Genomic DNA, 24143 nt, shown 5'->3' on the forward strand with positions numbered 1-24143 from the left:
AAAATGGCTAATTAAAGAATGAAGAGATTATTCGGTGCGCTGCTTAATTATTTTGTAAAAGGGCTGTTAATTGTGGTGCCGCTTGGCGCTGCATTTTTCCTGATGTTTTGGGTTGTATCGCGGATAGATACGGGGCTAAACCTAAGTACCGAAATATTGGTAGATGCACAGGGGAAGCCACTATATATACCTGGTTTAGGTATCTTAACGGTTATTGTTATTATACTGATCGCCGGTATATTGGTTACTAATGTAATTACCGACCCCATTAAAAAATGGGTTATGCGATGGCTTAATCGCGTCCCATTATTCAAGTTCCTTTATTCATCCATAAAAGATCTTACCGAAGCTTTTGTAGGCGAAGAAAAGAAATTTAACGAACCCGTTTTGGTAGAGGTAAATGAATTTGGACTGAAAAAAATAGGCTTCCTGGTACAAAAGGACATGAAAGCGCTTGGCTTGCCGGGCGAAGTTGCTGTTTACTTCCCCATGTCGTACTCGTTTGCAGGGCAGGTAGTAATTGTTTCCGTAGACAAAATAAAGCCGATAAACCGAAGCGCTGCCGAAGTGATGAAATTTGTGATCTCGGGCGGGGTTAGTGGGCTGGAGTAGAGGCGTTTTGCGGTAACAGCTTTGGGTCTTTCTTTTTAAAGCTGCGAATAGTTAAAATTATGGCGATAAACATCAGGATGGCACCCAATAAAAATGGAGCGCCGGGGAAATAAACCGAACCACCTTTGATGGTAAAATGGTGAAACAGCGTGGTCATCATCAGCGGGCCAATAATGGTGGTCAGGCTTACCAAACTGGCCAATGCGCCCTGTAATTCGCCTTGTTCATTTGAAGGGACCTTATCCGAAATAAAACCTTGCAAAGCCGTACCACCTATACCGCCCAGGCAATAGGGGATCATATAGATATACATCAGCCAGCCTACATTGTTAAACGCAATAAATACCAAACCGATACCATAAAAGGTTATCCCCGCCATTATATTTTTTCGCATCCCAAATTTAGGGATCGTCCATCGTACAAAACCACCCTGTATGGCCGCTATCAGCAAACCTATAAAGATTCCCAGGGCACTGATACTTGGTAAAGTCCACTGGAATTTTTCTATCAGATAAAACGGCAATACCCCTTCAATAGCTTTTTGGCCGATGTAGACAATGGTATAGGCGGTTATCAACGTGCTTATCGCCATTGAGTATTTACGAAGGCGCAACAATGAGCCAACCGGATTAGAACGTTTCCATTCAAACCTGCGGCGATTTCTAAGAGATAAAGATTCGGGCAGTACAAAATAGCCGTAAAGCGCGTTTAACAAAGCCAATCCGGCGGCTACGATGAACGGCAGCTTTATCCAGTAATTGCCTAAAAAGCCTCCAAGCCCAATGCCTAATATAAAACCAAGCCCGGTTGCCGCGCCTATCAATCCAAAGTTAGTGGCCCGTTTTTCGCCGCTGCTAATGTCGGCAATGTAAGCCGTTGCAGTTGTGGTGCTTGCGCCTGCAATACCCGCTATCAACCGCCCTATAAAAAGCCAGGCAATGGTAGGGGCGAAGGCCATAAACAAATAATCGATACCGAAACCGAACAGTGAGAATAGCAACACGGGCCTGCGGCCGATCATATCGCTCAAATTACCCAAAACCGGTGCGAACAGAAACTGCATAGATGCGTAAGTAAACGTAAGCCACCCGCTGTACTGGCTGGCCATACTGATATCAACGTGGCCAAGTTCCTCCAGTAGTTTAGGCAAAATAGGAATTATAATACCCAGGCCAAGCACATCGATAAATATCGTTATGAAGATAAATCCTAAAGCAGCTTTGCCGTGTTGTACTACGGGTTCGTCCATAAGTTGAGTATCAGCGATTATTTGCGCCGCTGTTATAAGATGAATTATCAGTAGTTTGTTTCTCTTTTCTAAAACTTCTTACGGCAAGTATCGCCCCTGTAAGCATTAAGGCCGATGCTATAAAGTAAGGCATGCCCGGTATATAAATAGGGTAACAAATATAAAGCTCAGTGCGGCCTTTTTTGGGGGTTGGGTAAGCAAGTCCATTCCCGTAAAATAACAACTAATAATTTAAAACTCGCTATTAATTATTAGATAATATTTGGAAGTAATATAACTAAATCCTTAAATTGACTAAAAATTTAGTTATACCATGAAAACACTTAACCTTATCCTCACATTACCCTGTGCTTTGCTGATGCACAGCACGTTCGCGCAAACATCGGCACATTTAAAACTATCTGACGAAACCCCATCTGTTGGCCAGAAGATCCGTTTTACTTATAACCCTGCCGGCACCCCGCTCGATGGTAAGCAGGACATAAAGGCAACCGTTTACTTTTTAGATAATAAGCGCAACCCAGCTGCTGATGCAGCTTTAACAAAAAGTGGTGCAGATTTGAAAGGGGAGTTTACGGTACCTGCAGATACTAAAACTTTGTTTGTTAAGCTAAGCAGCGGCGAAGCGATAGATGATAATGTTGAAAAAGGTTACGTATACCTGGTTACTGATAATAGCGAAAAGCCTGTTGCCGGCGCTTATGCTATGAACGCCTATCTTGTGGGTAGTGGTATGGGCAACTACTTCACTAAATTAAAAACCGATGCACCGGAAGCGCTTACTCTTTATAAAAAAGAATTTGAGCTATATCCGCAAAGCGAAAAAGACTTTGGTGTAAGCTATGTGAGCATGGTAGCGGGTTTGAAGGACGACGCCAGCCAAAAATTAGTGAAAGAAAAAATTGCTGCGTGGTCAAAAAGTGGTAATGAGAAAGATATGATGATGGCATCCGGAATTTACAGCAGATTGAGAAATAAAGCTACTTTTGATTCATTGAACGCCGTTATCATCACGAAATTCCCGAATGGAGAAGCCGCGCAGAATGCCGCAGGCATGGTCATCAATAAGGAGCAAGATGCTGCTAAGAAAGCGGAATTATATTCGGCGTATATTGCTAAATATCCGGAGAAGAATGAAAAAAATACAGTTCAGGATAATTTCAGGATGCAAATTGCAGCAGCTTACCTTAATGCCGGGAATACCGCTAAATATAACGAATGGGCAGCGAAGGTGAAAACCAAATCGCAATTAGCTAATGCGTTAAACAGTGCCGCATGGGCCTGGGCAGAAAAAGGCGAACATTTGGAAGAAGCAGCGGTATTATCCAAACAATCTTTAGATATTTTAAATGATGATTTTAAAAATGCTGAGGCCGGTATGTACATGACTGCTAAACAAGTCGCTGAGAATAACCGGGCAACCTACGGGGGAATTGCCGATACCTATGCATTTATCCTGTTTAAGCAAGGTAAATTCCCTGAGGCATTAAAGGTGCAGAGCGAAGTATATGATGGTATGAAATACCAGGATGCAGAAATTAATGAGCATTACGCGTTGATATTAAACGCAAATGGCCAATATGCAAAAACAAAGGAGATTGTAGAGAAATCTATCCTTGCAGGTAAAGGTTCAGAAATTTTAAAGGCTCAACTGGCCATTGCATACACTAAAGTAAAAGGCAGCAACGCGGGGTATGAAGAATACGTCGCCGGCATGTATAAACAAAAGAACGACGCGGGCAGGGCAAAACTTGTTAAAGAAATGATAAATACACCGGCGCCTGCCTTCGCGTTAAAGGATTTTGACGGGAAGGAAGTATCCTTGGCAAGCCTAAAAGGCAAAGTGGTTATTGTGGATTTTTGGGCTACCTGGTGCGGCCCTTGTAAAGCATCATTCCCGGGCATGCAAATGGCGGTTAATAAATTTAAAGATAACCCCAACGTAAAGTTCCTGTTTATTGATACATGGGAAACCGGCGACAATTACCTGCCTGGAGTTAAGAAATTTATAGCCGACAATAAATATACCTTTCATGTGTTAATGGATGAAAAGGATAGCAGCGGCAAACAGGCTAAAGTAGTTTCTGACTTTAAGGTTTTGGGTATCCCAACTAAGTTCGTTATTGATAAAGATGGTAATATCAGGTTTAAGTATGTGGGTTATTCAGGCTCGGCAGAAGCGGTGCTTGACGAGGTAACCAACATGGTTGAACTTACCTCTAACCCGGATGCAGTTGCAAACGCACCAAAAGTATCTATGCTTAAATAAAGCTAAACTGTATATAGTAAAAAGGCGCTTCGGATATTCCCGTGCGCCTTTTTTAGTTATAGCCCTTATTTATTTATTTATTTATAACGGTTGCTTTTATTTCAGTTTCATTTACAAGGCCAAAGTAGCGGGAATCAGCAGCGTTGTGCCTGTCATCACCAAGTACAAAATAATTGTTTGCAGGTATTTTTAGCGGGCCAAAATTATCTTCATTGTAACCAGTACCCGGATAAGCCTTCGAGATCATTTCGTTGACGGAGTCTTTAGATACCACATATTGTTGCAGCTTTAACTTGAAACCCTGTAACTCACTTTTAGATATCGCGATCCTGGAGATACTATCGTTAACTTCGTATAGATCGTAGCCATTGGTTTTTACATAACCTAAAATACTGGTTAACATTTTTTTATTTATAAGGTATTCATTCCATATTTTAGGTTCGTATAACTGTTTCCCGTTTCTGTATAACACGCCCAACCTAATTTCAATGATATCGTTTGGCATGCCAACGCACCTGAATACCGACAACGGAACGCCTTTTTTTTCGAAACATAAAAACTTATTAAACTCAGGTTTTGCAAAACGCGATACGTATATCTTATCACCTGGTTTTATGGCAGGCTTATTAGCATCACTTGGTATTTGATAAATAGCAAAAACAAAGGTTACCTTTAATAAATACCACAGGCAAACAAGCGAAAAAGCAACGATCGCTATAATGTTCCATGTTTTTTTCATGAAGGGAATGTAATAAAAAAATCCCCTTTCGGGGATTGGCGTTTGTTAAAAATTCGGTTTCAGTACATATTTATCATAGAAACGGAAGATATGCTCGGCAGCTTCTTCGGCAGTATCAACTACGCGGTAAAGGTTAAGGTCATCGGCGCTGATGTTATGCTCGTTGGCAAGCATCTTTTCTTCTACCCATTTAAACAGGCCTCCCCAATAATCTACCCCGACAAATACAATAGGAAAGCGGGCGATCTTACCGGTTTGTATTAGCGTAATGGCTTCAAAAGATTCGTCCATGGTGCCAAAACCACCCGGCAGGATAATGAAGCCCTGCGAGTATTTCATGAACATTACTTTACGGATAAAGAAGTAATCAAACTCCAGGATCTTATCTCTGTCTATATACTTGTTATGGAATTGCTCAAACGGCAGCTCGATATTTAAACCTACCGATTTGCCACCAGCCTCGTAAGCGCCTTTGTTGGCAGCTTCCATAATACCCGGGCCACCGCCGGATATTACACCATAGCCACGCTCGGTAAGGAGGCGTGCGGCATCTTCTGCCAATTTATAGTAAGGGTTATCATTATGGGTGCGTGCCGATCCAAAGATGGACACACACGGGCCTATTTTGGCCAGTTTCTCGAAGCCGTCGACAAACTCGGCCATAATTTTAAAGATCTGCCAGGAATCGGTTACTTTAATTTCCTGCCAATTTTTATTTTCAAATGCTTCTCTTATTTTATCTTCACCAGTCATGTTAGTAAATTAGTCCGAAGTCCGATGAATCGGGAAGTCCGGAAGTGTAATAATATTACAATAAATTTTATTTAAGGTTTTATAATGTGCGGTTTAAGCTACTTGCCGACTTTCGGTCTTCACGACTTTCGGACTCGAAGAGATCCACAACCCCACAAATGTAATTAAACCGTTTACAATGATGAGTTCGTTATCGAAAACATAGCCGCCCAGTAACACTTTTGACTCTGTGCTGAGGAAGTAGCAAACTGCGGGAGATATCAAACAAATGAATGGCACTAATTTATCCTTTACCTGCCATTTACTCATAAATAAACCGAAGCTGTAAAGGCCGAGTAATGGCCCGTAAGTGTATGATGCTACTTTGAATATGGCAGTCACCACTGCATCATTGTTAAGGGCATTGAATGCTATAATAGTTAGGAACATCAAGCCCGAAAATGCCACGTGTACATAGTGGCGTACGTTCACCATTTTCTTACTGTTGACGTCTCCACGTTTATTGAAGTTCAGGAAATCGACACAGAACGATGTGGTTAATGCGGTAAGCGCCGAATCTGTAGTGGCAAAGGTAGCAGCGGTTAAGCCAAGCATAAACACCATAGCTGGTATAATCCCCAGGTATTGTAAGGCGATGGTAGGGTATAAGTAATCGGTTTTTGCTACGCTGATGCCATTACGTTGCGCGTACATATAAAGCAGCGCGCCTACGCTTAAAAAGAAGATGTTTATCACCACGAAAACCGCGGTAAAACTGAACATATTTTTCTGCGCTTCTTTAATATTTTTGAGACTCAGGTTTTTCTGCATAAGGTCCTGATCAAGGCCTGTCATACCAATGGTGATGAACATGCCTCCAAGGAATTGTTTGCTGAGGTGGAAGTGGCTGCCCATGAAATCGTCAAAGAAAAAAATCTTGGAATAGCTGCTATTTTTGATAGCTTCCGCAGCTTGGAATATGCTGTAGTGCAGGCTATCGCATATGAAATAGATAGACAGGAACACCGATGATACCAGGAACAGGGTTTGCAGGCTATCGGTTATAATGATCGTTTTTAAGCCGCCCTTGAACGTGTACGACCATATCAGCACCAAACATATCATCACCGTAACGGCAAAGGGCACCCCATAACTATCGAAGATAAATTTTTGCAGTACGATAACCACCAGGTATAACCTGAATGACGAACCGATTGTACGGCTTAACAGGAAAATACCCGCCGCGGTTTTATAGCTCCAGGTACCTAAAGCCTGCTCAATATAGCTATAAATGGATGTGAGTTTTAAGCGGTAATATAGCGGGAGCAGCACTGTGGCGATAATAAGAAAGCCTGCCGCGTTACCCAAAACAAACTGGAAATACGCGAACTGATCACCGCTTGCTGCGCCAACCTTGCCCGGTACAGATATAAACGTTACCCCGCTAAGCGCCGTGCCTATCATCCCGAAGGCAACTAAATACCACTTGGAGTTACGGTTAGCAACAAAGAAGGTTTCGTTATCTGATGATTTTTTGGAGGTTAGGTATGATATTACCAGTAGCACTAAAAAGTAACCGATTATAAATGAGAGTAATATTGCGGGCGACATATTCTTTAGGTTTAAATGCAAGCCTGCCAAAGCAGGATAGCTCTAAAGTAGGGGTTTAAGTTATATGAAACAAGAACGTGTATGAATGAAAACGCTCTTAAATCTGTTATTTATAGCTGAAAAGATATTTAATAAAGATATTTTTGCAAATACCTGCCAATTAATGCATGCAGGGAATAGATATGGCTAACCCAACCGCCCCAATGAACCGACTGAACCAACTTTTTGCTACCAAGAAAGAGAACCTGCTATCGATATATTTTACCGCCGGTTACCCGGAGTTAAACACTACCGTTGATATTGCCGAAGCGTTGGAAAAAGCCGGTGCAGATTTCCTGGAGATAGGGTTCCCATATTCTGATCCTGTTGCAGATGGGCCAACTATTCAGCATAGCTCACAAACAGCCTTGGATAATGGCATGAACCTTAATATACTGTTTGAGCAATTGAAAGACCTGCGCAACCGGGTAAGCATCCCAGTTTTACTGATGGGTTACATAAACCCGATAGTACAATACGGTGTAGAACGTTTTTGCAACGCAGCCGCGGCAGTTGGAGTTGATGGCATAATCGTTCCTGACCTGCCGATGTACGAGTACGAGATGCTGTACAGCAATCACTTTGAAGACAACGGCCTAAGTAATATTTTTTTGGTTACACCACAAACATCAGAAGAACGCATCCGTAAGATAGATAGTCTGAGCAATAGTTTTATTTACCTGCTGTCATCGTCATCGATAACCGGTGGCAGTTTGCAATTGACCGATAGTATCGAAGAGTATTACAAGCGTATAAAAGCAATGACGTTAAACAACCCTGCCATTATTGGTTTCGGCATTTCAGATAACAGATCCTTTAATAAAGCTTGCGAGTACGCAAACGGTGCCATTGTAGGTAGCGCGTTTGTAAAACTTTTGGGCGAGGATGGCTACATGGATAAGATCCCCGCGTTTATAAAAGGAATTAAGGGGTAGGGTTCTGCTTTATGCGGATAAGGATAGCGTAACCTACTGCCGCTGCCAACATCGAACTGATCAATATCGTAAGCTTAGCCTGGTTATGCAAAGTGCTATCTGTAAAGGATAACAGCGCCAAAAATATCGACATGGTGAAACCGATGCCCGCAAGTTGACCAATCCCCCAAACCTGCATCCACTTAACACCATTGGCCAGTTTAGATAATTTTAATTTTACAGCCAGCCAGCTAAACAGGGTAATACCTATCGGTTTGCCCAGTATTAATCCTAATAAAATGCCCAGGGATAGCGGGCTGATAATGTTACCACCCGCCAGGCTTTCGCTGATATTGATGTTAGAATTAGCTAACGCGAATATGGGTATGATAAGAAAATTGACCGGGTTCTCCAGTAGGTGGATCATTTTCTTTAAAGGTGAATAATCGAGCTTTACATTGTGCGGGATAGCCATTGCGGTTAATACGCCTGCTACTGTTGCATGGATGCCCGAGTGATGGATAAAATACCACATGAACACGCCGGGGATGATATAAGCCAAAAGGTAGCGCACGTTAAACCGATTGAAAAGCATCTGCAAAAAAAACATGCCCAAGGCCAGTAGTAAATAGGTTGTATGCAACCCCGCCGAATAAAAGATTGCTATAACCAGGATCGCCCCAAGGTCATCCACTATAGCAAGCGCTTTAATAAATACCTGTAAGGATTGTGGCACGCGAGATTTAATAACACTTATGATAGCGACCACAAAAGCAATATCTGTAGCCATGGGGATGCCCCAGCCCGCGCTGGTTGTTGTATTGTAATTAACTAAAGCATAGATGCCCGCCGGGACAAGCATCCCGCCAAGTGCTGCAAAAATGGGTAGGGTAGCTGATTGCCTGTCGGACAACTCGCCGTTTAAAACTTCGTCCTTGATCTCTAAACCAACCAGAAGGAAAAATATAGCCATCAGCCCGTCGTTTATCCAGGTTAGCCTGCTGTAAGGGCCGATATGATTATCCAAAAAATGAGTGAAGGGTGTGTGTAAGGCTGTATTTGCAATTATCAATGAAATAATAACGCAGGTTACAAGTATGACGCCACCTGTAGCATAGGAGCGGATAAATTCTGCGAATTGTTTAAGGTTACCGGCCACGATATTGTTTGCTTAAAACGTGAAGATAGGGATTATAAATATTCTTGCAGGTCGCCTTTACCTTCACGAATCACCTCGAAATCGCCGTTTGTACAGTCTACCACGGTTGATGGTATATTTTCGCCATAACCGCCATCTACTACCAGGTCAACCAATTCCTCATACTTCTCGTGGATCAGTTCCGGGTCGGTAGAGTATTCGATGATCTCATCCTCGTCATGGATAGATGTTGATAGGATAGGGTTACCCAGGGCTTTTACAATTGCGCGGGCAATATTATTATCAGGCACACGGATACCTACCGTTTTTTTATTGCTGCTCAGTAATTTTGGTACCGCGTGGCTGGCATTAAATATAAAAGTGAACGGTCCGGGTAAAGCTTTTTTAAGCACCCGAAACGTTGAGTTATCAATAGGTTTGATGTAGTCTGATATATGGCTAAGATCGTAACAGATGAACGAAAAGTTGGCCTTGTCCGGCTTGATGTTCCTGATCTTGCAAATCCGTTCGATAGCTTTTTGGTTGGTTATATCACAACCCAAACCGTAAACCGTATCTGTAGGGTATATGATGATGCCGCCTTTGCGCAATATATCAGCTGCCTGCTCAATAGCTTTTTCGTTCGGGTTTTCGGGGTAAATTCGTATTAGCATAATTATAAAGCAAATATACCGCTTTTATTGAAGACAATAATGCCGCCCAATTGTTGTTGATTGGTTAATTATATACCTTGCGATTGGTTATTTAACCACAAATGAAAAACATCAAATTCACCGAAAGTATCATCATTAACACATCGCAACAGGTTGCTTTTGATTTTACACAGGATTATGGCAACAGGCTAAGATGGGACACGTTTCTTAAAAAGGCCGAATTGATAAACGGGGCAACAGAAGCAGGGGTAGGCGTAAGGGCATGGTGTGTAGCCAAAAATGGCCTCGGTATGGAAACTGAATACGTGTCTTTTAATCGCTCAAAAGCTACCGCCATAAAAATGACTAAAGGGCCATATATGTTTAGCGCATTTTTAGGGTCGTGGACATTTAAGGAAATAACGCCCGCACAAACCGAAGTAATATTCCTTTACTCGTTTTCGCTTAGGTTTCCGTTTAATTTGTTCGCCGGTATCGTTACACGCAACCTGCAAAACAATGTCAAACAACGCTTGCTCGACCTAAAGAGAAACCTGGAGGTATGAGCACGAAAAAAGCCACCCAATATCTTAGGTGGCTTTCTGTCTTATACTTGTCCGTTTAGTAAAAATCTCTAATCAACCAGTCACCAATCAACTAATTATGCTTGCTTGGCAAACTGGATGTTAGCTATCAGTTTAATGTCTTCGCCTACTACTATGGAACCTGCTTCGGTTACACCATCCCAGGTAAGGCCAAATTCTTTACGGTTTATTTTGCCGGTTACTTCAAAACCTGCTTTGGTGTTGCCGTAAAAATCACCTGCTATACCACCATGCTCTACTGCAAATGTTACCGGTTTGGTTACATCTTTAATAGTAAGGTTGCCTGCTAATTTATAGTCGTCGCCGTCTTTAGTAAAAGACGTTGATTTGAAGCTGATCTTTGGGAAGCTTGCCGCGTCGAAAAATTCAGCGCTTTTTAAGTGTTCATCGCGTTGTGGTTGGGTAGTATCGATGCTGTTAACATCTAAAGAAAACTCAACAGAAGCACCACTAAAGTCCTCGCTTTCTGTTTCTAACACGCCTTCAAATGTTTTGAAAGATCCTGTTACCGTTGATATTACTAAGTGTTTTACTTTGAATTGAACTTCTGAGTGCATTGGGTCTAAAACCCATTTAGTTGTTGCCATGATATTTAGTTTTTTTTGTTTTGCTTTAATAATGATACAAATATAACAATAGATGTTTAAACATCTATTGTCTTTTAAAAGTATTACAATACACAGACATAGTCCCTAAGCAACTATATGGGAGGGCGATTGTTTGTTTAAATTATGATATAACAGTTTGATACAAACAAAAAAAAGGGAACCATTTGGTTCCCTTAATATGTATGCAGATCAACTTCCCCATTGGCAATCGGGACTCGAATCACTACTAAAGTGCCAACACTTCTTTAACCCGGTCTGCAGCTTCTTTTAATAAGATAGCCGAGAATACTTTTAAACCAGAGTTATCGATCAGTTCTTTTGCCTCTGCAGCGTTTGTACCTTGTAAACGCACAATGATAGGTACAGGGATGTTGCCAATTTCGTGGTAAGCATCAATTACACCCTGTGCAACACGGTCGCAACGAACAATACCACCAAAGATATTGATAAGGATAGCTTTAACATTAGGGTCAGAAAGGATGATGTTAAAACCGGCCTTGACTGTTGCCGCGTTAGCTGTTCCGCCAACGTCCAGAAAGTTAGCAGGCTCACCACCGGCAATTTTAATGATATCCATGGTAGCCATAGCTAAACCGGCACCGTTAACCATACAACCAACGTTACCGTCAAGCTTTACATAGTTAAGGTTACTTTTGCTTGCTTCAACTTCTGTAGGGTCTTCCTCATCAGTATCGCGCATCGCCGCGTAATCCGGGTGGCGGTATAAAGCGTTATCATCAATGTTTACTTTAGCATCAACCGCTAAAATTTTATTGTCAGATGTTTTAAGTACCGGGTTAATTTCAAACTGAGAAGAATCGGTAGCATCATAAGCCTTATATAAAGCAGTGATAAATTTCACCATATCCTTAAAGGCATCGCCAGACAGGCCCAGGTTAAACGCGATCTTACGCGCCTGGAAACCTTGCAAACCAACCTTAGGATCAATCTCTTCTTTGTGTATCAGCTCGGGTGTAGAGTGCGCCACTTCTTCAATGTCCATACCACCTTCGGTACTGTACATGATAATGTTGCGGCCTTTAGCACGGTCAAGCAATACACTTATATAATATTCTTTTACTTCGCTTTCGCCGGGGTAGTAAACATCCTGCGCAACCAAAACTTTTTTAACAAGTTTACCTTCGGGGCCGGTTTGCGGGGTTACCAATTGCATACCTATGATATTGCCTGCAATTTCATTAACCTGATCTGCGTTCTTGGCTACTTTTACACCACCGCCTTTACCGCGGCCACCTGCGTGTATCTGTGCTTTTATAACTGTCCAGTCCGACCCAAAGTCTTCCTTCATTTTCTGAGCAGCAGCAACAGCCTCTTCAGGTGTTTCTGCAACTATGCCTTCTTGTACTCTTACGCCAAAGCTTTTAAGTATCGCTTTGCCCTGATATTCGTGAATGTTCATGTTATTTGAAGAATTTGCGGTAAAGCTACTATTTTGTTGGTTAGTATCAAGTAACGGGTATCAAGTATCAATACGTTTTTTTAATAATATTGTCAAACTTAAAATCTTCTTAAAAAATCTTGATACTTGCTACTAACTACCTGATACTAATTTTACATTTGTAAAATGCTAAAGGCACTATCTATTAATAAATCATACGGTAACCTGCACATTCTAAAAGGGGTAGACCTTGAAGTTAAACGCGGCGAAATTGTAACCATAGTGGGCGCATCCGGTGCCGGTAAAAGCTCGCTGCTTAATATCCTGGGTACTTTAGATAATCCCGATAGCGGGCAGTTATTTATAGATGATGTTGAGGTAAGCAAGCTTAATAACAAAAACCTTAGCGCGTTCCGTAACCAAAAAATAGGTTTTATTTTCCAGTTCCATCATTTACTGGTGGAGTTTAACGCGCTGGAAAATGTATGTATCCCTGCATTTATAGCGGGGATGCCGCGTGCCGATGCCGAAAAGAAAGGTACGGAGTTGTTACAAATGCTTGGCCTTGGTAATAGGGTCACCCACAAGCCTGCAGAGCTATCTGGCGGCGAACAGCAGCGTGTGGCGGTAGCCCGCGCACTGATCAATGACCCCGCTTTGATATTTGCCGACGAACCATCGGGTAACCTCGATTCAAAGAATGCGCTGGAATTGCACGAACTTTTCATTAAACTCCGCAACGATTTTAAGCAGACCTTTGTGATTGTTACCCACAACCAGCATTTATCTGACATGAGCGACCGTACGATATTAATGAAAGACGGTTTAATTGTAAATAATCTATAATTGAAAGTACTTATCACATCTGCTACATCCGCGCAAGCGCACAAGCTTAAAACCACATTTGTAAATGATGAGGTTGTTTTGGGCGATTTTCACGACTTTCCCGCGTTTATGGGGATTATTAAACTGCCCAACCCCGCGGGCGATACCTACGCGCATGAAATGCTTACACTTAGTTTGGATAATAACTTTGATACCCTTTACCTGCTAAACAAGCAGGAAGCAGAGGTGCTTGTGCACTCCGAACAGCTTTTTAACGAATACAATATCAATATTATTAATGGCAGTGATTACTCATAACGATATCGACCCGCGCAAAAAAGCATTCATATTTGATCTTGACGATGTGCTTTATCCCGCAAAAGATTATTATTACCAGATCTACTACCTTTTTGCCAACCTATTGGAGTACACCGAATTAAATAGTGCTGCCAAGACAACCGAGTTGATGATAGATACGTATAATAAGAAAGGGGCAGGGGAGGTTTACAACGAGCTTGTGGCGCAGCTTAATATAGAAGAGAAATATCGCGATAAACTGGAGATAATGCTGTTAACATCGCGATTGCCTTTGAAATTGCTGTTGTTTAAAAATATGCTTAGCTTTATGCAGGAAGTTGTTACTGACCGTAAAAAGCTATTTATAGTTACAAACGGCAACCCGCAACAACAGCTTAATAAGTTAAGGCAGATAGAGTGGCACGGATTAGAACCTTATTTAACATGTTATTTTGCCGATGAAAGCCTACCAAAACCCGAGCCGGATGTATTGCATTTATTAATGGAGGAACACAGTTTAGAACGCCGCGATCTGTTAATGATAGCCGGCTCAACCACAGATGTTTTATGTGCCGAAGCTTGCGGGATTGACCACATACATGCCGGTGAAATAATATAATTGCGATTTATATAATATTAAAATAATAATACCGTTTACTCGAATATAATTAATTAAACTATGAAGAAATTATTTTACCTAATACTATTGTCATCCGCAATAGTGATTACATCTTGTAAGAAGGATAAAAAGATTACGCCAGGTGCCGACAATGGTACGGATGCGCCATCAAAAACCGGCTCGACACTTGATTTGAGCAAGGACTCGGTTTTTCTTTATGCACAACAGGTTTATTACTGGAACACCAGTTTGCCTACTTATGCAAATTTTAAACCACGCGCCTTCAGCGGCGCTAATGATTTGGATGCGTTACAAACTGAGATCGATGCGATGACCCAGTACAGCAAAAACCCTGCTACGGGCTTGGCGTACGAGTATTACACCCCGGCACCGGGTTACGCTAAATATTCATTTATAGATGACGGCAGTGTATCTGGCGAGTTAAACGGTATAAAAGGAGATTTTGGTTTTGCCCCAGTTTGGATAGGTGATGACGATATTAGGGTTAAATATGTTTATCCTGGTTCTCCTGCTGATGTTGCCGGGCTGAAAAGAGGTTACCAAATTACGGCTATAAACGGGCGTGTTGGTGACGCTTTAAAGTACGATGGCGGCACGAACGTTAACTTTTTGATAAACGCTTACAGCAATTCATCAAACATAACATTAACCCTTAAAAAGCCCGATCAAACTACCGTTAATGTTACCATGTCTACGGCTACTTACACCGTAAACCCTGTTTTAACAAGCACTGTGGTAGACGCAGGTGGCGGTAAAAAAATCGGGTATATAGTTTTTAACAGCTTTACGTCTGATGAGAATGCAAGGCCTAAGCTAAATGCTGCATTTGCAACATTTGCTTCTGCAGGTGTTACAGACCTAGTTGTTGATCTGCGTTATAATGGCGGTGGTTATGTATCAACCGCCGAATACCTTAGTAATTTAATTGCACCGGCTACAAAAACCAGCGGAACTATGTTTAGCTACTACTTTAACCAAACAATGGTGGACCATAAAGCTACTTTGCTGGCAAACCAAAAACGTAAGGATACTGATGGTTCAATTTACAGCTATTTTGATTTTAGTTATACTGTTGCGGATAATACTGTTCCTTTCTCTAAATCGGGAGTTCCTACATCACTTAATTTAAGCCATGTGTTTTTCATTGTAACGGGTTCAACTGCTTCTGCGAGCGAGCTTGCCATAAACAATTTACTACCTATCACCGATTTGAAAGTTAACCTTATTGGTACTACAAGCTACGGTAAACCAGTTGGTTTCTTTGATATCGATATCAATAAGTACGAGATGTATATCCCGCAGTTTGAAACCAAGAACAGCGCAGGTAAAGGCGGTTACTATGCCGGTATGACACCAGGTAGTGCAGATTACCCGGGTAAGCTGGCACCTGATGATGTTACCAAAGATTTTGGCGACCCTACCGAGAAGCTTTTTGCTTTAGCGATTAAAAATGTACAAACCGGCGCTTACCCTAATTCAACCCAAGCGGTTCAAAGCTTTGGCACTTTAAAAACCTTTTCAATTGACCAATCTCGTGAGGTTGGTATCAAAACAGAAGGTAAAGTGTTTAGAGGGATGATCTACAACAACAATCACGCTAAACGTAAATAATATCATTTAAATATGAAAAGGCCCCGGTTGTAATCGGGGCCTTTTTCGTGCTTCGTTAGATTAATATCTCCTTACGAGATTATTAATCGCCGATTTCTCAGTTACGGTCCCATATGTTTTTTAACCTAAATTGATACTGTTTTGAAAACACACCTAAACTTCTTTTGCATTACATTTTTCTTGCTGCTGATAAGTACTTTTTCTTTTGGACAATCCGAGAATAAGCCTTATTTCGAAATACGTATTGGTTATATGCCCACTTTAGGCAATGTAAATATCCAGGGGGAAAATACCCCCTGGATAAATACATTATCGTCTGAAGGGAATCAAAATATAAATGGAGATACCTTTTCCAGCACAACTATTGGTATTGGTTATGGCAAATATTTGTCACCAAAGTTGAGGGTAGGGTTAGGGATAGATATTGATTTTTATAATAATATATCTGAAGGGCGTTCAATCCGTGCCGTGCCATTTTTTGGGGACGTGAAATATATTCTTAAAAGTACAAAAAGAGGTCTCTTTGTTTACGGCCAGACAGGCTATTCCTTTATAACAGGTATGGACTGGCATACTGGTTTTAAAGGCGGTTTTGGTATAGGATATTCGATGCTAAGCTCAACAAGTGAACGCGGGTTTAACTTTTCTATAGGATATAATTACCAAGTATTAAATAAGCTATCACAACAAATCTTGGGTCCGCCTGTTAAAGGCGAGGGGCTTTACGGACCTACAACAGTAAGATATCTCTCGTTTGCAGGATACAAGAATATCATTATTCAAACCTTGCCAATAAAGATCACTTACGAGTTTTAATCTGCTAATTCCCGCAGGTCTACAGGCACCACCCTCGAGATACCCTGCTCTACCATCGTTACACCATAAATAATATCAGTACAGGCAATGGTGCGCTTGTTGTGCGATATAATAATGAACTGCGATTCTTTAGAGAACTTACGGATGATGTTATTGAACTTATCGATATTGGTATCATCCAACGGGGCATCTACCTCGTCAAAAATACAGAATGGGGCCGGCTTTAACAGGTAAAGCGAGAATAGGATAGCAGTAGCCGTCAGCGTTTTTTCGCCACCCGATAATTGATTGATGGATAGCGGGCGTTTACCTTTTGGCCTTGCAATGATATCTATTTCAGATTCCAGCGGTTGATCGGGGTTGCTCAAGATTAGGTCGCAGGAGTCTTCCTCGTTGAACAGCGAGCGGAATACCTTAATAAAATTCTCGCGCACCATCGTAAACGCCGACATGAATTTCTCTTTAGCGGTATCGTCGATCTCTTGTATGGTAGCCAGTAGCGATGCCTTAGCCTCTGCAAGGTCTTTCTTTTGGCCCTGGATAAAGTTATGGCGTTCGCTCATTTCATTATAAGCTTCAACCGCCATGGGGTTAATGGCGCCAAAATCATCCAATTGGCGTTTCATCTTTTCCGTTTTATCGCGTATCTCGTCTTCGTCCCCGGTTTCGGTGCTGTCAATTTCCATCAGGTCGTTGATATCCACATTAAACTCTACAGAAAGGCGCTCGCGCAGGGCATTTAGCTCTATCTTAAGGTTATTGCGTTCATCTTTAAGTTCGTTTTCTAACGCCTCGGTATGGTCTTTACGCTGGCGAAGTTTTGATACTTCGTTCTCGCTTTCAGTTATGTTAGCGCGCCAGGCGTAGTATTCCTGTTCGGCTTCAGCGGTGCCTTTTTCAAGGGATTCTTTTTGCCCGTACATTTCCAGCAGGCTTTCGTCGCTATCGCCGGTTTGCTGCAGGTTTTCTAATATCGCGGCTTTGGCTTTTTCAATTTCGATATTATTCTGGCGGATGCGAACTTCCAAATGTTCCAACTGGGTTTCGCGGTAGTCCAGATCTTTTAATAATCCAGATACCTTATTTTGCTGCTGATGGTAGCGGATATTCTCCTGGTTATAAGTGTTTGACTGTACTGTAACCATTTCGTTCAGCTCGTTAAACGCTTGTTGTTTATCCAATATCAATTCAGCTTGTATTTGCTTTTGCTCTTTTAGTTCTAACAATTGTGGGCCAAGAGTTATGATATCATATTTGATACCTGCAATTTTATTGGCAATATCTTGCTTACGGTTAAGGCTGTTCTCAATAAAAGCCTGGTATTGTTCCTGCTTGGTTTTAACGGTGATCAGCTCGGTATTAACCTTGTTTAGTTCGTACTGTTGCCGGCGTATTTCGTTGGTTTTGTTGGATGCCTTCAAAGCGGCTAAACGGCTTTGCAGTTCTTCACTTTTGTTTTTAAAATTCTGGATGCGGCTCTCGGCTTGTTTGATCTCCTTTAACAGGTTATCCAAATTCTTAGCGCGGCCAATACGCTTACCTTCAAACAACCCAACCGACCCGCCCGCCATGGTATATTTAGATTTATTGAATTTACCGCTTTTGCCTATCAATACGACTTCATCCGGTAATTTGATGGAATTGATGTCGTTCTCGGCAGCGTCGTTTACCAGGTAAACATTCTTTAGCAGGTAGTTACAAAGTGGCTTGTAACGTTCCTCTACTTCTATAACCGATAGGGCAGCGAGGGCCGCATCATCAACTAATGTTTTATTAGTAGGTGTGCTGGCCTCGTAATTATCTAAAATGAAAAACTGCGCGCGGCCTTTTGATGAATTACTTAGTAAGTTAATAGCTGCAATGGCCTCGTCATAAGTGTTAACCACATAATGGTTCATTAGCGGCTCCAGGTAGTTTTCTATTGCTACGCGGTACTCTTCCTCACAAAATAATATATCGCTGAACAGGGTGACTGTTTTAGCCCAGTTGGTGTTCTTTTTCAGGAAACGGATACTCTCCGGGAAACCCTCTAAATTATCAACCAAACTTTTGGTGAGATTGTACTCGTTTTGTTTGGCATCCAGCTTACGGCCATCGGCGGCAATACTGTCGGTTATTATTTTAAGTTCGGTCTCGGTTTCAGCTACTTGTTCCTGTAGTTTACTTTCTGCCTCAACAGCCTCATCGTATTCGCTTTTTAGGGTAGCAACGCGGGCATCCAACTCGGCAACCACTTTATTGAAATGTGAAAGCTCAGTTTCTTTATTGGTAGTGTCCTCCATGTTGCGCTGGCTTTCCTGCTCAAGCGCCTGTTGTTGTATGTTGAGGATGTCTATATCTTTTTCGGCTTTGTACACCTGGTTTTGCAGGCGGCCATTTATACTGTTAAGTTCGTTCAGTTCGTTACGTGCCTCGGCCTGTTGGGCACGGAGTTCATCAACCGCCTCTTTCAACTCATCAACCCGGGTAGTAATGGTTTGCAGGTTTTCGTCTTCCTGTAGTTTTTCCTCGTTTAGTCGTTTTATATTGTATTGAACGTGTTTGAATTGGTTGTTGTCGCGTTCCAGTTCTTCTTTTAAGCGACTCTCTTTGTCCTGCTGATTTTTTAACTGTTCGTTTTTTACGCGTTTCTCGCTCTCGTATGCGCGGATCCTGGCCGTAAATTCGTTACTGGCTTTTTGCTGAGCGGCAAGGTTCTTCTCCTTGGTAAGGCTATCCAATTTATTTTGCTGCAGGGTAGCTTCCAGTTTATCTATCTGCGTGGCGATTCCTGATTTTTGCTCGCGCTGGATCTGTTCCTTTTCCTCTATTTCCGCTAATGATTTGCTGAAATTTGCTATCCTGAAAGATGCCAGCGAGATACTCAGCACTTTATACTGATCGCGCAGTTTATAATAACGCTCGGTTTTCTTGGCCTGGTTCTCCAGCGTTTTTAAGTTCTTCTCTATCTCGAAAAGCAGGTCTTCCACACGTTCCAGGTCGGCCTCGGTATCTTTTAACTTACTGAAAGTTTGTTTTTTACGGAGTTTGTATTTAGAGATACCCGATGCTTCTTCGAACAAGTTGCGGCGCGAACCTTCTTTATTGTTGATAATCTCGTCGATCATCTTTAGCTCAATAATAGCGTAGGAATCAGATCCGATGCCTGTGTCGAGGAATAAGTCGGTAATATCCTTTAAGCGGCACTGTACATCGTTCAACCTATACTCGCTTTCGCCGGTGCGGTAAAGCCTGCGGGTAAGCGTAACCTGTGAGAAATCGGTGGGAAGTACGTTTTTGGTATTATCAAAAGTTAAGGAAACCTCGGCCAGGTTGGCGGCCTTGCGGCTTTTTGTTCCGTTAAAAATGATGTTATCCATCTTTTCTGAACGCAGGGCACGGGTGCTTTGCTCACCCAAAACCCAACGGATAGCATCCACTACGTTGCTTTTACCACAACCATTAGGGCCAACAATAGCAGTAACACCCTCATTAAAATTAATGGTGATCTTATCGCCAAAGCTTTTAAAGCCCTTGATTTCTAACTTGGTAAGTTGCATTAATGGGTAGCGTCGTATTTAAAAACAGGATGGGAAAATAGCGAAAAAAACTCAGCCCCCCAACCCCCTGAACGGGGAGCTTTTTGAAAAATCTGAATTTATATTTTACTCCCCCTTTAGGGGGTTGGGGGGCTTCGCCTAAATGTATATTTCCCCTTTCAGATAAGTCACCGCATTACCGGCCATAATTACCCTGTCGCCTTTTGATTCGCACCAAAGTTCGCCGTGCCGGGCGCTTAACTGGTAGGCGTGTAGCGTATTCTTACCCAATTTTCCGGCCCAGTACGGAATCAGGTTACAATGTGCCGAACCGGTAACCGGGTCTTCGGGCACGCCTGCGGCAGGTGCAAAAAAGCGTGATACAAAATCAACATCTTTGCCTGGTGCCGTTACTATAACACCAAGGGTATTTATTTTAGCTAATGCTGAATGATCGGGGATAATCTCCATGATATCTTCTTCGGTTTCATAGACCAGCATGTAATCGCGGCTACGCAAAACTTCCTTAGGCTTTTTGCCACCAAGTGCTTCAACCAGCCCCTCGGGGATATCCGCGGCAAAGGGCAGGCGCGATGGGAAATCCATGGAATATTTATCGCCGTCGCGTTTTACAGCCAACGTGCCTGCTTTAATAGTATCAAAGTAAATGGTACCGTTAACGTACCCCAATTCCGTAAATAAAATATGTGCGGACGCCAAAGTAGCGTGGCCGCAAAGGTCTATCTCCAACTCTGGGGTAAACCAACGCAACAGGTACCTGTTCTCGTTCTTTACAAAAAAAGCGGTTTCGGCAAGATTGTTCTCCAGTGCTATTTTCTGCATAGTCTCATCGGGCAGCCACTCATCCAGCGGACAAACAGCAGCAGGATTGCCACCAAACAGTTTATTGGTAAAGGCGTCGGCCTGATAAATAGGGATAGTCATGATGTTACTTATTTATTACCGCTAAGGTAGCCGTAAGTAACCAATTCATCGTTATGGGTAATGTGTTTTGTGCAACCGTTATTTAACAGGATCACCTTATCGCTTACCTCTAAAACATTGTAATATTGATGGTCGGTAATGATGATGCCCTTGCGCTTGGCACAGGCCCGGATAATGGGTTTAAATTCGTCGGCCTGAATAGGGGAAATATGGGTAAAAGGCTCGTCCAGCAAAATAAAATCGGCCTTGCTGTGAATGATCATCAGCATTTCAAGTTGCCGTAATTCACCGCCGGAAAGCTGACCGGACGTTTTGTGTGCGTGTTGTTTATAAATGTTAAGTTCTGTAAATGCATCCCAAAGATTTTCGTCAACAAGCATTTTTGCAAGCTTGCTGATTTTTATTTTATCGGGTAAATAACCGTGCTGCGGCAAATAGGCTATCCGGTTTTTATGATACCCTTTACGAATAAACTCACCATCAATACTAACATATTTAAAGGATGGTGCAAGTGTGCCAAAAATGATCTTTAACAGAGATGATTTACCACTGCCATTCCTGCCAAGTAAACCAATAATCTGGCCTTGTATACATTCCAGATAAATATCCTGTAATATTTTACGTTCATCAAATGCCAGCTGAACGCTGTCAACTTTTAAAATATGTGACGGCATATGGCAAACAGAGTTGTAAGTACTATAAAAACAAAACAATCAATTGTAAAAGCATACATATATAAGCGCCTGATAGGCAACCCTGCATTTCGATAATAAAAATAGGTTTTGGCAGATGAAAAATAATGCAAGCCCATAGCTGCGAGTAAACCGATTAATTTGGAAAAAAACAGTGTAACAGGGTTCCCGACCCCGCTAAAGCTGACCAAAAATAGGCATAGAATAGTGAAAGTTATATTATAAATGAGCAGCGTACGATAATACTGCAAGGTGAGGGTAGTTAGGCGTTTCATTTAATTGTTTACTATACGTAAATCAATCAAATAAATTGCGTTACTGCTAAGTTTTACTCTCCCCGTTCTCTTATCCTATTTTGTTAACTAAATTGTGCCTGGATTTTAGGTTTAGGTATAGCCTCGCAGGGGATAGATGTTCGTAGCCGGATGACTCCATAAGTTTATCATATAAAAAAAGCCCCCGCTTGTTTAAACGGAGGCTGAACGATTTTAACCCAAGGTTTTTATCCCAGGTAAGACTTTAGGATCTTGCTACGCGACGTATGGCGTAAACGCTGTAATGCTTTATCTTTTATCTGGCGTACACGTTCGCGGGTTAAATTGAACTTTTCGCCAATTTCTTCCAGCGACAATGGATGGTTGCTGCCCAAACCAAAGAATAACACGATAATCTCGCGTTCGCGCTCGGTGAGGGTAGATAATGAGCGTTTGATCTCTTCTGACAAAGATTCGTTTATCAGGATTGAATCGGTGTTTGGTTCTGAATTTTCCAACACATCTAACAATGTATTTTCTTCGCCCTGTACGAAAGGGGCATCCATAGATACATGGCGGCCACTGTTACTTAATGTGTCAGATATTTTGTCTACTGTGGTTTCCAGCATATCGGCAAGTTCTTCCGGCGATGGTTCGCGTTCAAATTCCTGCTCTAATTTTGAAAATGCCTTGCTTATTTTACTTAATGAACCAACCTGGTTCAACGGCAAACGTACAATACGGCTTTGCTCTGCAATGGCCTGTAATATCGATTGACGGATCCACCAAACGGCGTATGATATAAATTTGAAACCCTTGGTCTCGTCAAAGCGTTTTGCCGCTTTTATAAGGCCTAAGTTGCCCTCATTAATTAGGTCGCCAAGGGTAAGCCCCTGGTTTTGGTATTGTTTGGCTACAGAGACCACAAAACGTAAATTAGTTTTCGTTAATCGCTCTAAAGCAGCCTGATCGCCTTCTCTAATTTTCTGGGCTAAGATTACTTCTTCTTCGGCAGTTATTAGATCAACTTTACCAATTTCGTGAAGGTACTTGTCGAGGGACTGCGACTCACGATTGGTAATGGATTGAGTTATTTTGAGTTGTCTCATTTAGTTATATAACCTCGATTCTTATAATTTAGATTGAACGTGCAAAGCTATTAATTTGTTTCTAAAAATAGTATTTTCTACCTAACAAAGCCAGTATTTTACTATAAAATGAACAAGATATTATGGTTAATTGATTTTAAGTTAATATTTATTGTAAATCGATAAATAAACTTTGATTTATAATAAATATGTTATTTATTTGTGCTGTTCAAATATATCGGTATGAAAAAAATAAAAACGTTGCAAATATTGTTCTATATAATTTTTGCCTTGTACTTTCTTCAAAACTTTGGTTCGGAGATTTACAACGGGGCTAAAGATGGTTTTAACGATTCTATTGGCATCGAAGATCATGGCCCTTTTTTAGGCCCGGCCATATTTACGGTTTTAAAAGGGAACCTAATACCTGGCGTTAAAACAGATAGTTTGCAGGTAGGGCACGATTATCATTTAAAAAACATAATGATACTGGCTGATGTATGGTTTAGTAAAAATTTGCAAGCCCCCGTGTGGATTAAAATACTTAAAATATTGACTGCCCTTTTAATGGCCGTTTTAATTGGATATATCGCGTCGTTTATAAATAAAGTAATGCTGAGTATTTATAAAGGAACCATGTTTGAGGGGAACTGTATAAAGTTAATAAGAAAGATAGGTGTTTATATTTTATTATATGCCCTGGCCGATTACGTTTATCAATGGATGGATTTTTTAAAAGCAACGGCCTTGCTGCGCCCGCCTTTAATTTTAATTAATACGGTATCATTTAGTTTTGGAACAGCCTTGTTTGCCATGTTCGTATTCATCCTGGCCGAAGCCTTTAAACAGGGTGGTAAACTGAAGGAAGAACAGGAGTTAACCATATAGC

Annotated in this window: 22 protein-coding genes and 1 pseudogene; 10 read left to right on the forward strand and 13 right to left on the reverse strand. The window is 41.6% G+C overall.

All coding sequences use genetic code 11. The annotated features are described in order from the left end of the window. Positions 1-18 precede the first annotated feature (18 nt). Positions 19-612: a DUF502 domain-containing protein gene (locus ACVW0P_RS03385; protein WP_457130828.1), complete on the forward strand. Its 594-nt coding sequence runs from the start codon at positions 19-21 to the stop codon at positions 610-612. On the opposite strand, the gene ACVW0P_RS03390 is transcribed toward ACVW0P_RS03385, so the two are convergent. After that, positions 596-1861, reverse strand: a complete 1266-nt coding sequence (locus tag ACVW0P_RS03390; RefSeq protein WP_457130829.1) for a TCR/Tet family MFS transporter — start codon at positions 1859-1861, stop codon at positions 596-598. The genes ACVW0P_RS03385 and ACVW0P_RS03390 overlap by 17 nt on opposite strands. A gap of 10 nt (positions 1862-1871) precedes the next feature. Continuing rightward, positions 1872-1994, reverse strand: coding sequence for a hypothetical protein (locus ACVW0P_RS03395; RefSeq protein ID WP_457130830.1), 123 nt, complete (start codon positions 1992-1994; stop codon positions 1872-1874). Positions 1995-2174: 180 nt separating this feature from the next. On the opposite strand from ACVW0P_RS03395, the gene ACVW0P_RS03400 reads away from it, so the two are divergent. After that, positions 2175-4130 (forward strand): redoxin domain-containing protein, encoded by a 1956-nt coding sequence (locus ACVW0P_RS03400; protein ID WP_457130831.1) that lies wholly within the window; start codon positions 2175-2177, stop codon positions 4128-4130. 73 nt (positions 4131-4203) lie between these two features. Here ACVW0P_RS03400 and lepB read toward each other — a convergent pair whose 3' ends face one another. From lepB to ACVW0P_RS03415, 3 genes are all read right to left on the reverse strand, one after another. After that, complete coding sequence (lepB, locus tag ACVW0P_RS03405) at positions 4204-4869, reverse strand: signal peptidase I (protein WP_354431986.1); 666 nt, start codon at positions 4867-4869, stop codon at positions 4204-4206. Positions 4870-4914: 45 nt separating this feature from the next. Next, entirely contained in the window at positions 4915-5622 is a 708-nt protein-coding gene (locus ACVW0P_RS03410; RefSeq protein ID WP_354431987.1) for an LOG family protein, read from the reverse strand. Between the two features lie 93 nt (positions 5623-5715). Then, entirely contained in the window at positions 5716-7212 is a 1497-nt protein-coding gene (locus tag ACVW0P_RS03415; protein WP_457130832.1) for a sodium:solute symporter, read from the reverse strand. 203 nt (positions 7213-7415) lie between these two features. On the opposite strand from ACVW0P_RS03415, the gene trpA reads away from it, so the two are divergent. Beyond that, a complete protein-coding gene (trpA, locus tag ACVW0P_RS03420; RefSeq protein WP_457131145.1) occupies positions 7416-8186 on the forward strand; it encodes a tryptophan synthase subunit alpha in 771 nt (256 codons plus the stop codon). Here trpA and nhaA read toward each other — a convergent pair. Both nhaA and ACVW0P_RS03430 read right to left on the reverse strand, forming a co-directional pair. Beyond that, positions 8176-9324 carry a Na+/H+ antiporter NhaA gene (gene nhaA, locus ACVW0P_RS03425; protein WP_457130833.1) on the reverse strand — a complete coding sequence of 383 codons (1149 nt, stop codon included), beginning with the start codon at positions 9322-9324 and terminating at the stop codon, positions 8176-8178. The genes trpA and nhaA overlap by 11 nt on opposite strands. A 32-nt stretch (positions 9325-9356) precedes the next feature. Then, positions 9357-9977, reverse strand: coding sequence for an L-threonylcarbamoyladenylate synthase (locus ACVW0P_RS03430; RefSeq protein WP_354431990.1), 621 nt, complete (start codon positions 9975-9977; stop codon positions 9357-9359). Positions 9978-10078: 101 nt separating this feature from the next. Between ACVW0P_RS03430 and ACVW0P_RS03435 the strand changes: the two genes are divergently transcribed. Then, the gene (locus ACVW0P_RS03435) at positions 10079-10522 is read left to right on the forward strand and encodes a type II toxin-antitoxin system RatA family toxin (RefSeq protein WP_457130834.1); all 444 of its coding nucleotides are present in this window, start codon (positions 10079-10081) and stop codon (positions 10520-10522) included. A gap of 95 nt (positions 10523-10617) precedes the next feature. On the opposite strand, the gene ACVW0P_RS03440 is transcribed toward ACVW0P_RS03435, so the two are convergent. Together ACVW0P_RS03440 and sucC are read right to left on the reverse strand one after the other, a co-directional pair. Beyond that, entirely contained in the window at positions 10618-11148 is a 531-nt protein-coding gene (locus ACVW0P_RS03440) for a YceI family protein (RefSeq protein ID WP_457130835.1), read from the reverse strand. 247 nt (positions 11149-11395) lie between these two features. Further along, positions 11396-12592, reverse strand: a pseudogene (gene sucC / locus ACVW0P_RS03445) (ADP-forming succinate--CoA ligase subunit beta); the annotation flags it as partial. A 162-nt stretch (positions 12593-12754) separates the two neighbouring features. Between sucC and ACVW0P_RS03450 the strand changes: the two are divergent. The 5 genes from ACVW0P_RS03450 (at position 12755) to ACVW0P_RS03470 (ending at position 16757) form a co-directional block, all read left to right on the forward strand. Beyond that, positions 12755-13414 carry an ABC transporter ATP-binding protein gene (locus ACVW0P_RS03450; protein ID WP_457130836.1) on the forward strand — a complete coding sequence of 220 codons (660 nt, stop codon included), beginning with the start codon at positions 12755-12757 and terminating at the stop codon, positions 13412-13414. Next, entirely contained in the window at positions 13415-13711 is a 297-nt protein-coding gene (locus ACVW0P_RS03455) for a hypothetical protein (RefSeq protein ID WP_457130837.1), read from the forward strand. Then, the gene (locus ACVW0P_RS03460; protein ID WP_457130838.1) at positions 13692-14309 is read left to right on the forward strand and encodes an HAD family hydrolase; all 618 of its coding nucleotides are present in this window, start codon (positions 13692-13694) and stop codon (positions 14307-14309) included. The genes ACVW0P_RS03455 and ACVW0P_RS03460 overlap by 20 nt, the downstream gene beginning before the upstream one ends. Positions 14310-14369: 60 nt before the next feature. Further along, positions 14370-15941 (forward strand): S41 family peptidase, encoded by a 1572-nt coding sequence (locus ACVW0P_RS03465; protein WP_457130839.1) that lies wholly within the window; start codon positions 14370-14372, stop codon positions 15939-15941. A gap of 141 nt (positions 15942-16082) precedes the next feature. Beyond that, positions 16083-16757, forward strand: a complete 675-nt coding sequence (locus ACVW0P_RS03470) for a hypothetical protein (protein WP_457130840.1) — start codon at positions 16083-16085, stop codon at positions 16755-16757. Here ACVW0P_RS03470 and smc read toward each other — a convergent pair. The 4 genes from smc to ACVW0P_RS03490 form a co-directional block, all read right to left on the reverse strand. Continuing rightward, entirely contained in the window at positions 16754-20296 is a 3543-nt protein-coding gene (gene smc, locus ACVW0P_RS03475; RefSeq protein WP_457130841.1) for a chromosome segregation protein SMC, read from the reverse strand. The two genes, ACVW0P_RS03470 and smc, sit on opposite strands and share 4 nt — an antisense overlap. A gap of 138 nt (positions 20297-20434) precedes the next feature. Next, entirely contained in the window at positions 20435-21220 is a 786-nt protein-coding gene (locus ACVW0P_RS03480) for a PhzF family phenazine biosynthesis protein (RefSeq protein WP_457130842.1), read from the reverse strand. Between the two features lie 8 nt (positions 21221-21228). Continuing rightward, positions 21229-21894: an ATP-binding cassette domain-containing protein gene (locus ACVW0P_RS03485; RefSeq protein WP_457130843.1), complete on the reverse strand. Its 666-nt coding sequence runs from the start codon at positions 21892-21894 to the stop codon at positions 21229-21231. Positions 21895-22414: 520 nt separating this feature from the next. Next, positions 22415-23275 (reverse strand): sigma-70 family RNA polymerase sigma factor, encoded by an 861-nt coding sequence (locus tag ACVW0P_RS03490; protein WP_252756834.1) that lies wholly within the window; start codon positions 23273-23275, stop codon positions 22415-22417. Between the two features lie 222 nt (positions 23276-23497). Here ACVW0P_RS03490 and ACVW0P_RS03495 point away from each other — a divergent pair, with 222 nt between their 5' ends. After that, positions 23498-24142, forward strand: coding sequence for a DUF2975 domain-containing protein (locus tag ACVW0P_RS03495; RefSeq protein ID WP_457130844.1), 645 nt, complete (start codon positions 23498-23500; stop codon positions 24140-24142). Position 24143: the final 1 nt, after the last annotated feature.

The sequence above is a fragment of the Mucilaginibacter sp. UYNi724 genome (assembly GCF_054057495.1).

Bases quoted from the DNA above. Each gene is read 5' to 3' on its own strand.
- ACVW0P_RS03390 (WP_457130829.1), bottom strand. From the start codon at position 1,861: ATGGACGAACCCGTAGTACAACACGGCAAAGCTGCTTTAGGATTTATC.
- ACVW0P_RS03410 (WP_354431987.1), bottom strand. From the start codon at position 5,622: ATGACTGGTGAAGATAAAATAAGAGAAGCATTTGAAAATAAAAATTGG.
- ACVW0P_RS03440 (WP_457130835.1), bottom strand. From the start codon at position 11,148: ATGGCAACAACTAAATGGGTTTTAGACCCAATGCACTCAGAAGTTCAA.
- ACVW0P_RS03395 (WP_457130830.1), bottom strand. From the start codon at position 1,994: ATGCCTTACTTTATAGCATCGGCCTTAATGCTTACAGGGGCGATACTT.
- ACVW0P_RS03490 (WP_252756834.1), bottom strand. From the start codon at position 23,275: ATGAGACAACTCAAAATAACTCAATCCATTACCAATCGTGAGTCGCAG.
- ACVW0P_RS03435 (WP_457130834.1), top strand. From the start codon at position 10,079: ATGAAAAACATCAAATTCACCGAAAGTATCATCATTAACACATCGCAA.
- ACVW0P_RS03450 (WP_457130836.1), top strand. From the start codon at position 12,755: ATGCTAAAGGCACTATCTATTAATAAATCATACGGTAACCTGCACATT.
- ACVW0P_RS03465 (WP_457130839.1), top strand. From the start codon at position 14,370: ATGAAGAAATTATTTTACCTAATACTATTGTCATCCGCAATAGTGATT.
- ACVW0P_RS03485 (WP_457130843.1), bottom strand. From the start codon at position 21,894: ATGCCGTCACATATTTTAAAAGTTGACAGCGTTCAGCTGGCATTTGAT.
- ACVW0P_RS03495 (WP_457130844.1), top strand. From the start codon at position 23,498: ATGAAAAAAATAAAAACGTTGCAAATATTGTTCTATATAATTTTTGCC.
- ACVW0P_RS03415 (WP_457130832.1), bottom strand. From the start codon at position 7,212: ATGTCGCCCGCAATATTACTCTCATTTATAATCGGTTACTTTTTAGTG.
- lepB (WP_354431986.1), bottom strand. From the start codon at position 4,869: ATGAAAAAAACATGGAACATTATAGCGATCGTTGCTTTTTCGCTTGTT.
- ACVW0P_RS03480 (WP_457130842.1), bottom strand. From the start codon at position 21,220: ATGACTATCCCTATTTATCAGGCCGACGCCTTTACCAATAAACTGTTT.
- ACVW0P_RS03385 (WP_457130828.1), top strand. From the start codon at position 19: ATGAAGAGATTATTCGGTGCGCTGCTTAATTATTTTGTAAAAGGGCTG.
- ACVW0P_RS03400 (WP_457130831.1), top strand. From the start codon at position 2,175: ATGAAAACACTTAACCTTATCCTCACATTACCCTGTGCTTTGCTGATG.
- ACVW0P_RS03460 (WP_457130838.1), top strand. From the start codon at position 13,692: ATGGCAGTGATTACTCATAACGATATCGACCCGCGCAAAAAAGCATTC.
- trpA (WP_457131145.1), top strand. From the start codon at position 7,416: ATGAACCGACTGAACCAACTTTTTGCTACCAAGAAAGAGAACCTGCTA.
- ACVW0P_RS03430 (WP_354431990.1), bottom strand. From the start codon at position 9,977: ATGCTAATACGAATTTACCCCGAAAACCCGAACGAAAAAGCTATTGAG.
- smc (WP_457130841.1), bottom strand. From the start codon at position 20,296: ATGCAACTTACCAAGTTAGAAATCAAGGGCTTTAAAAGCTTTGGCGAT.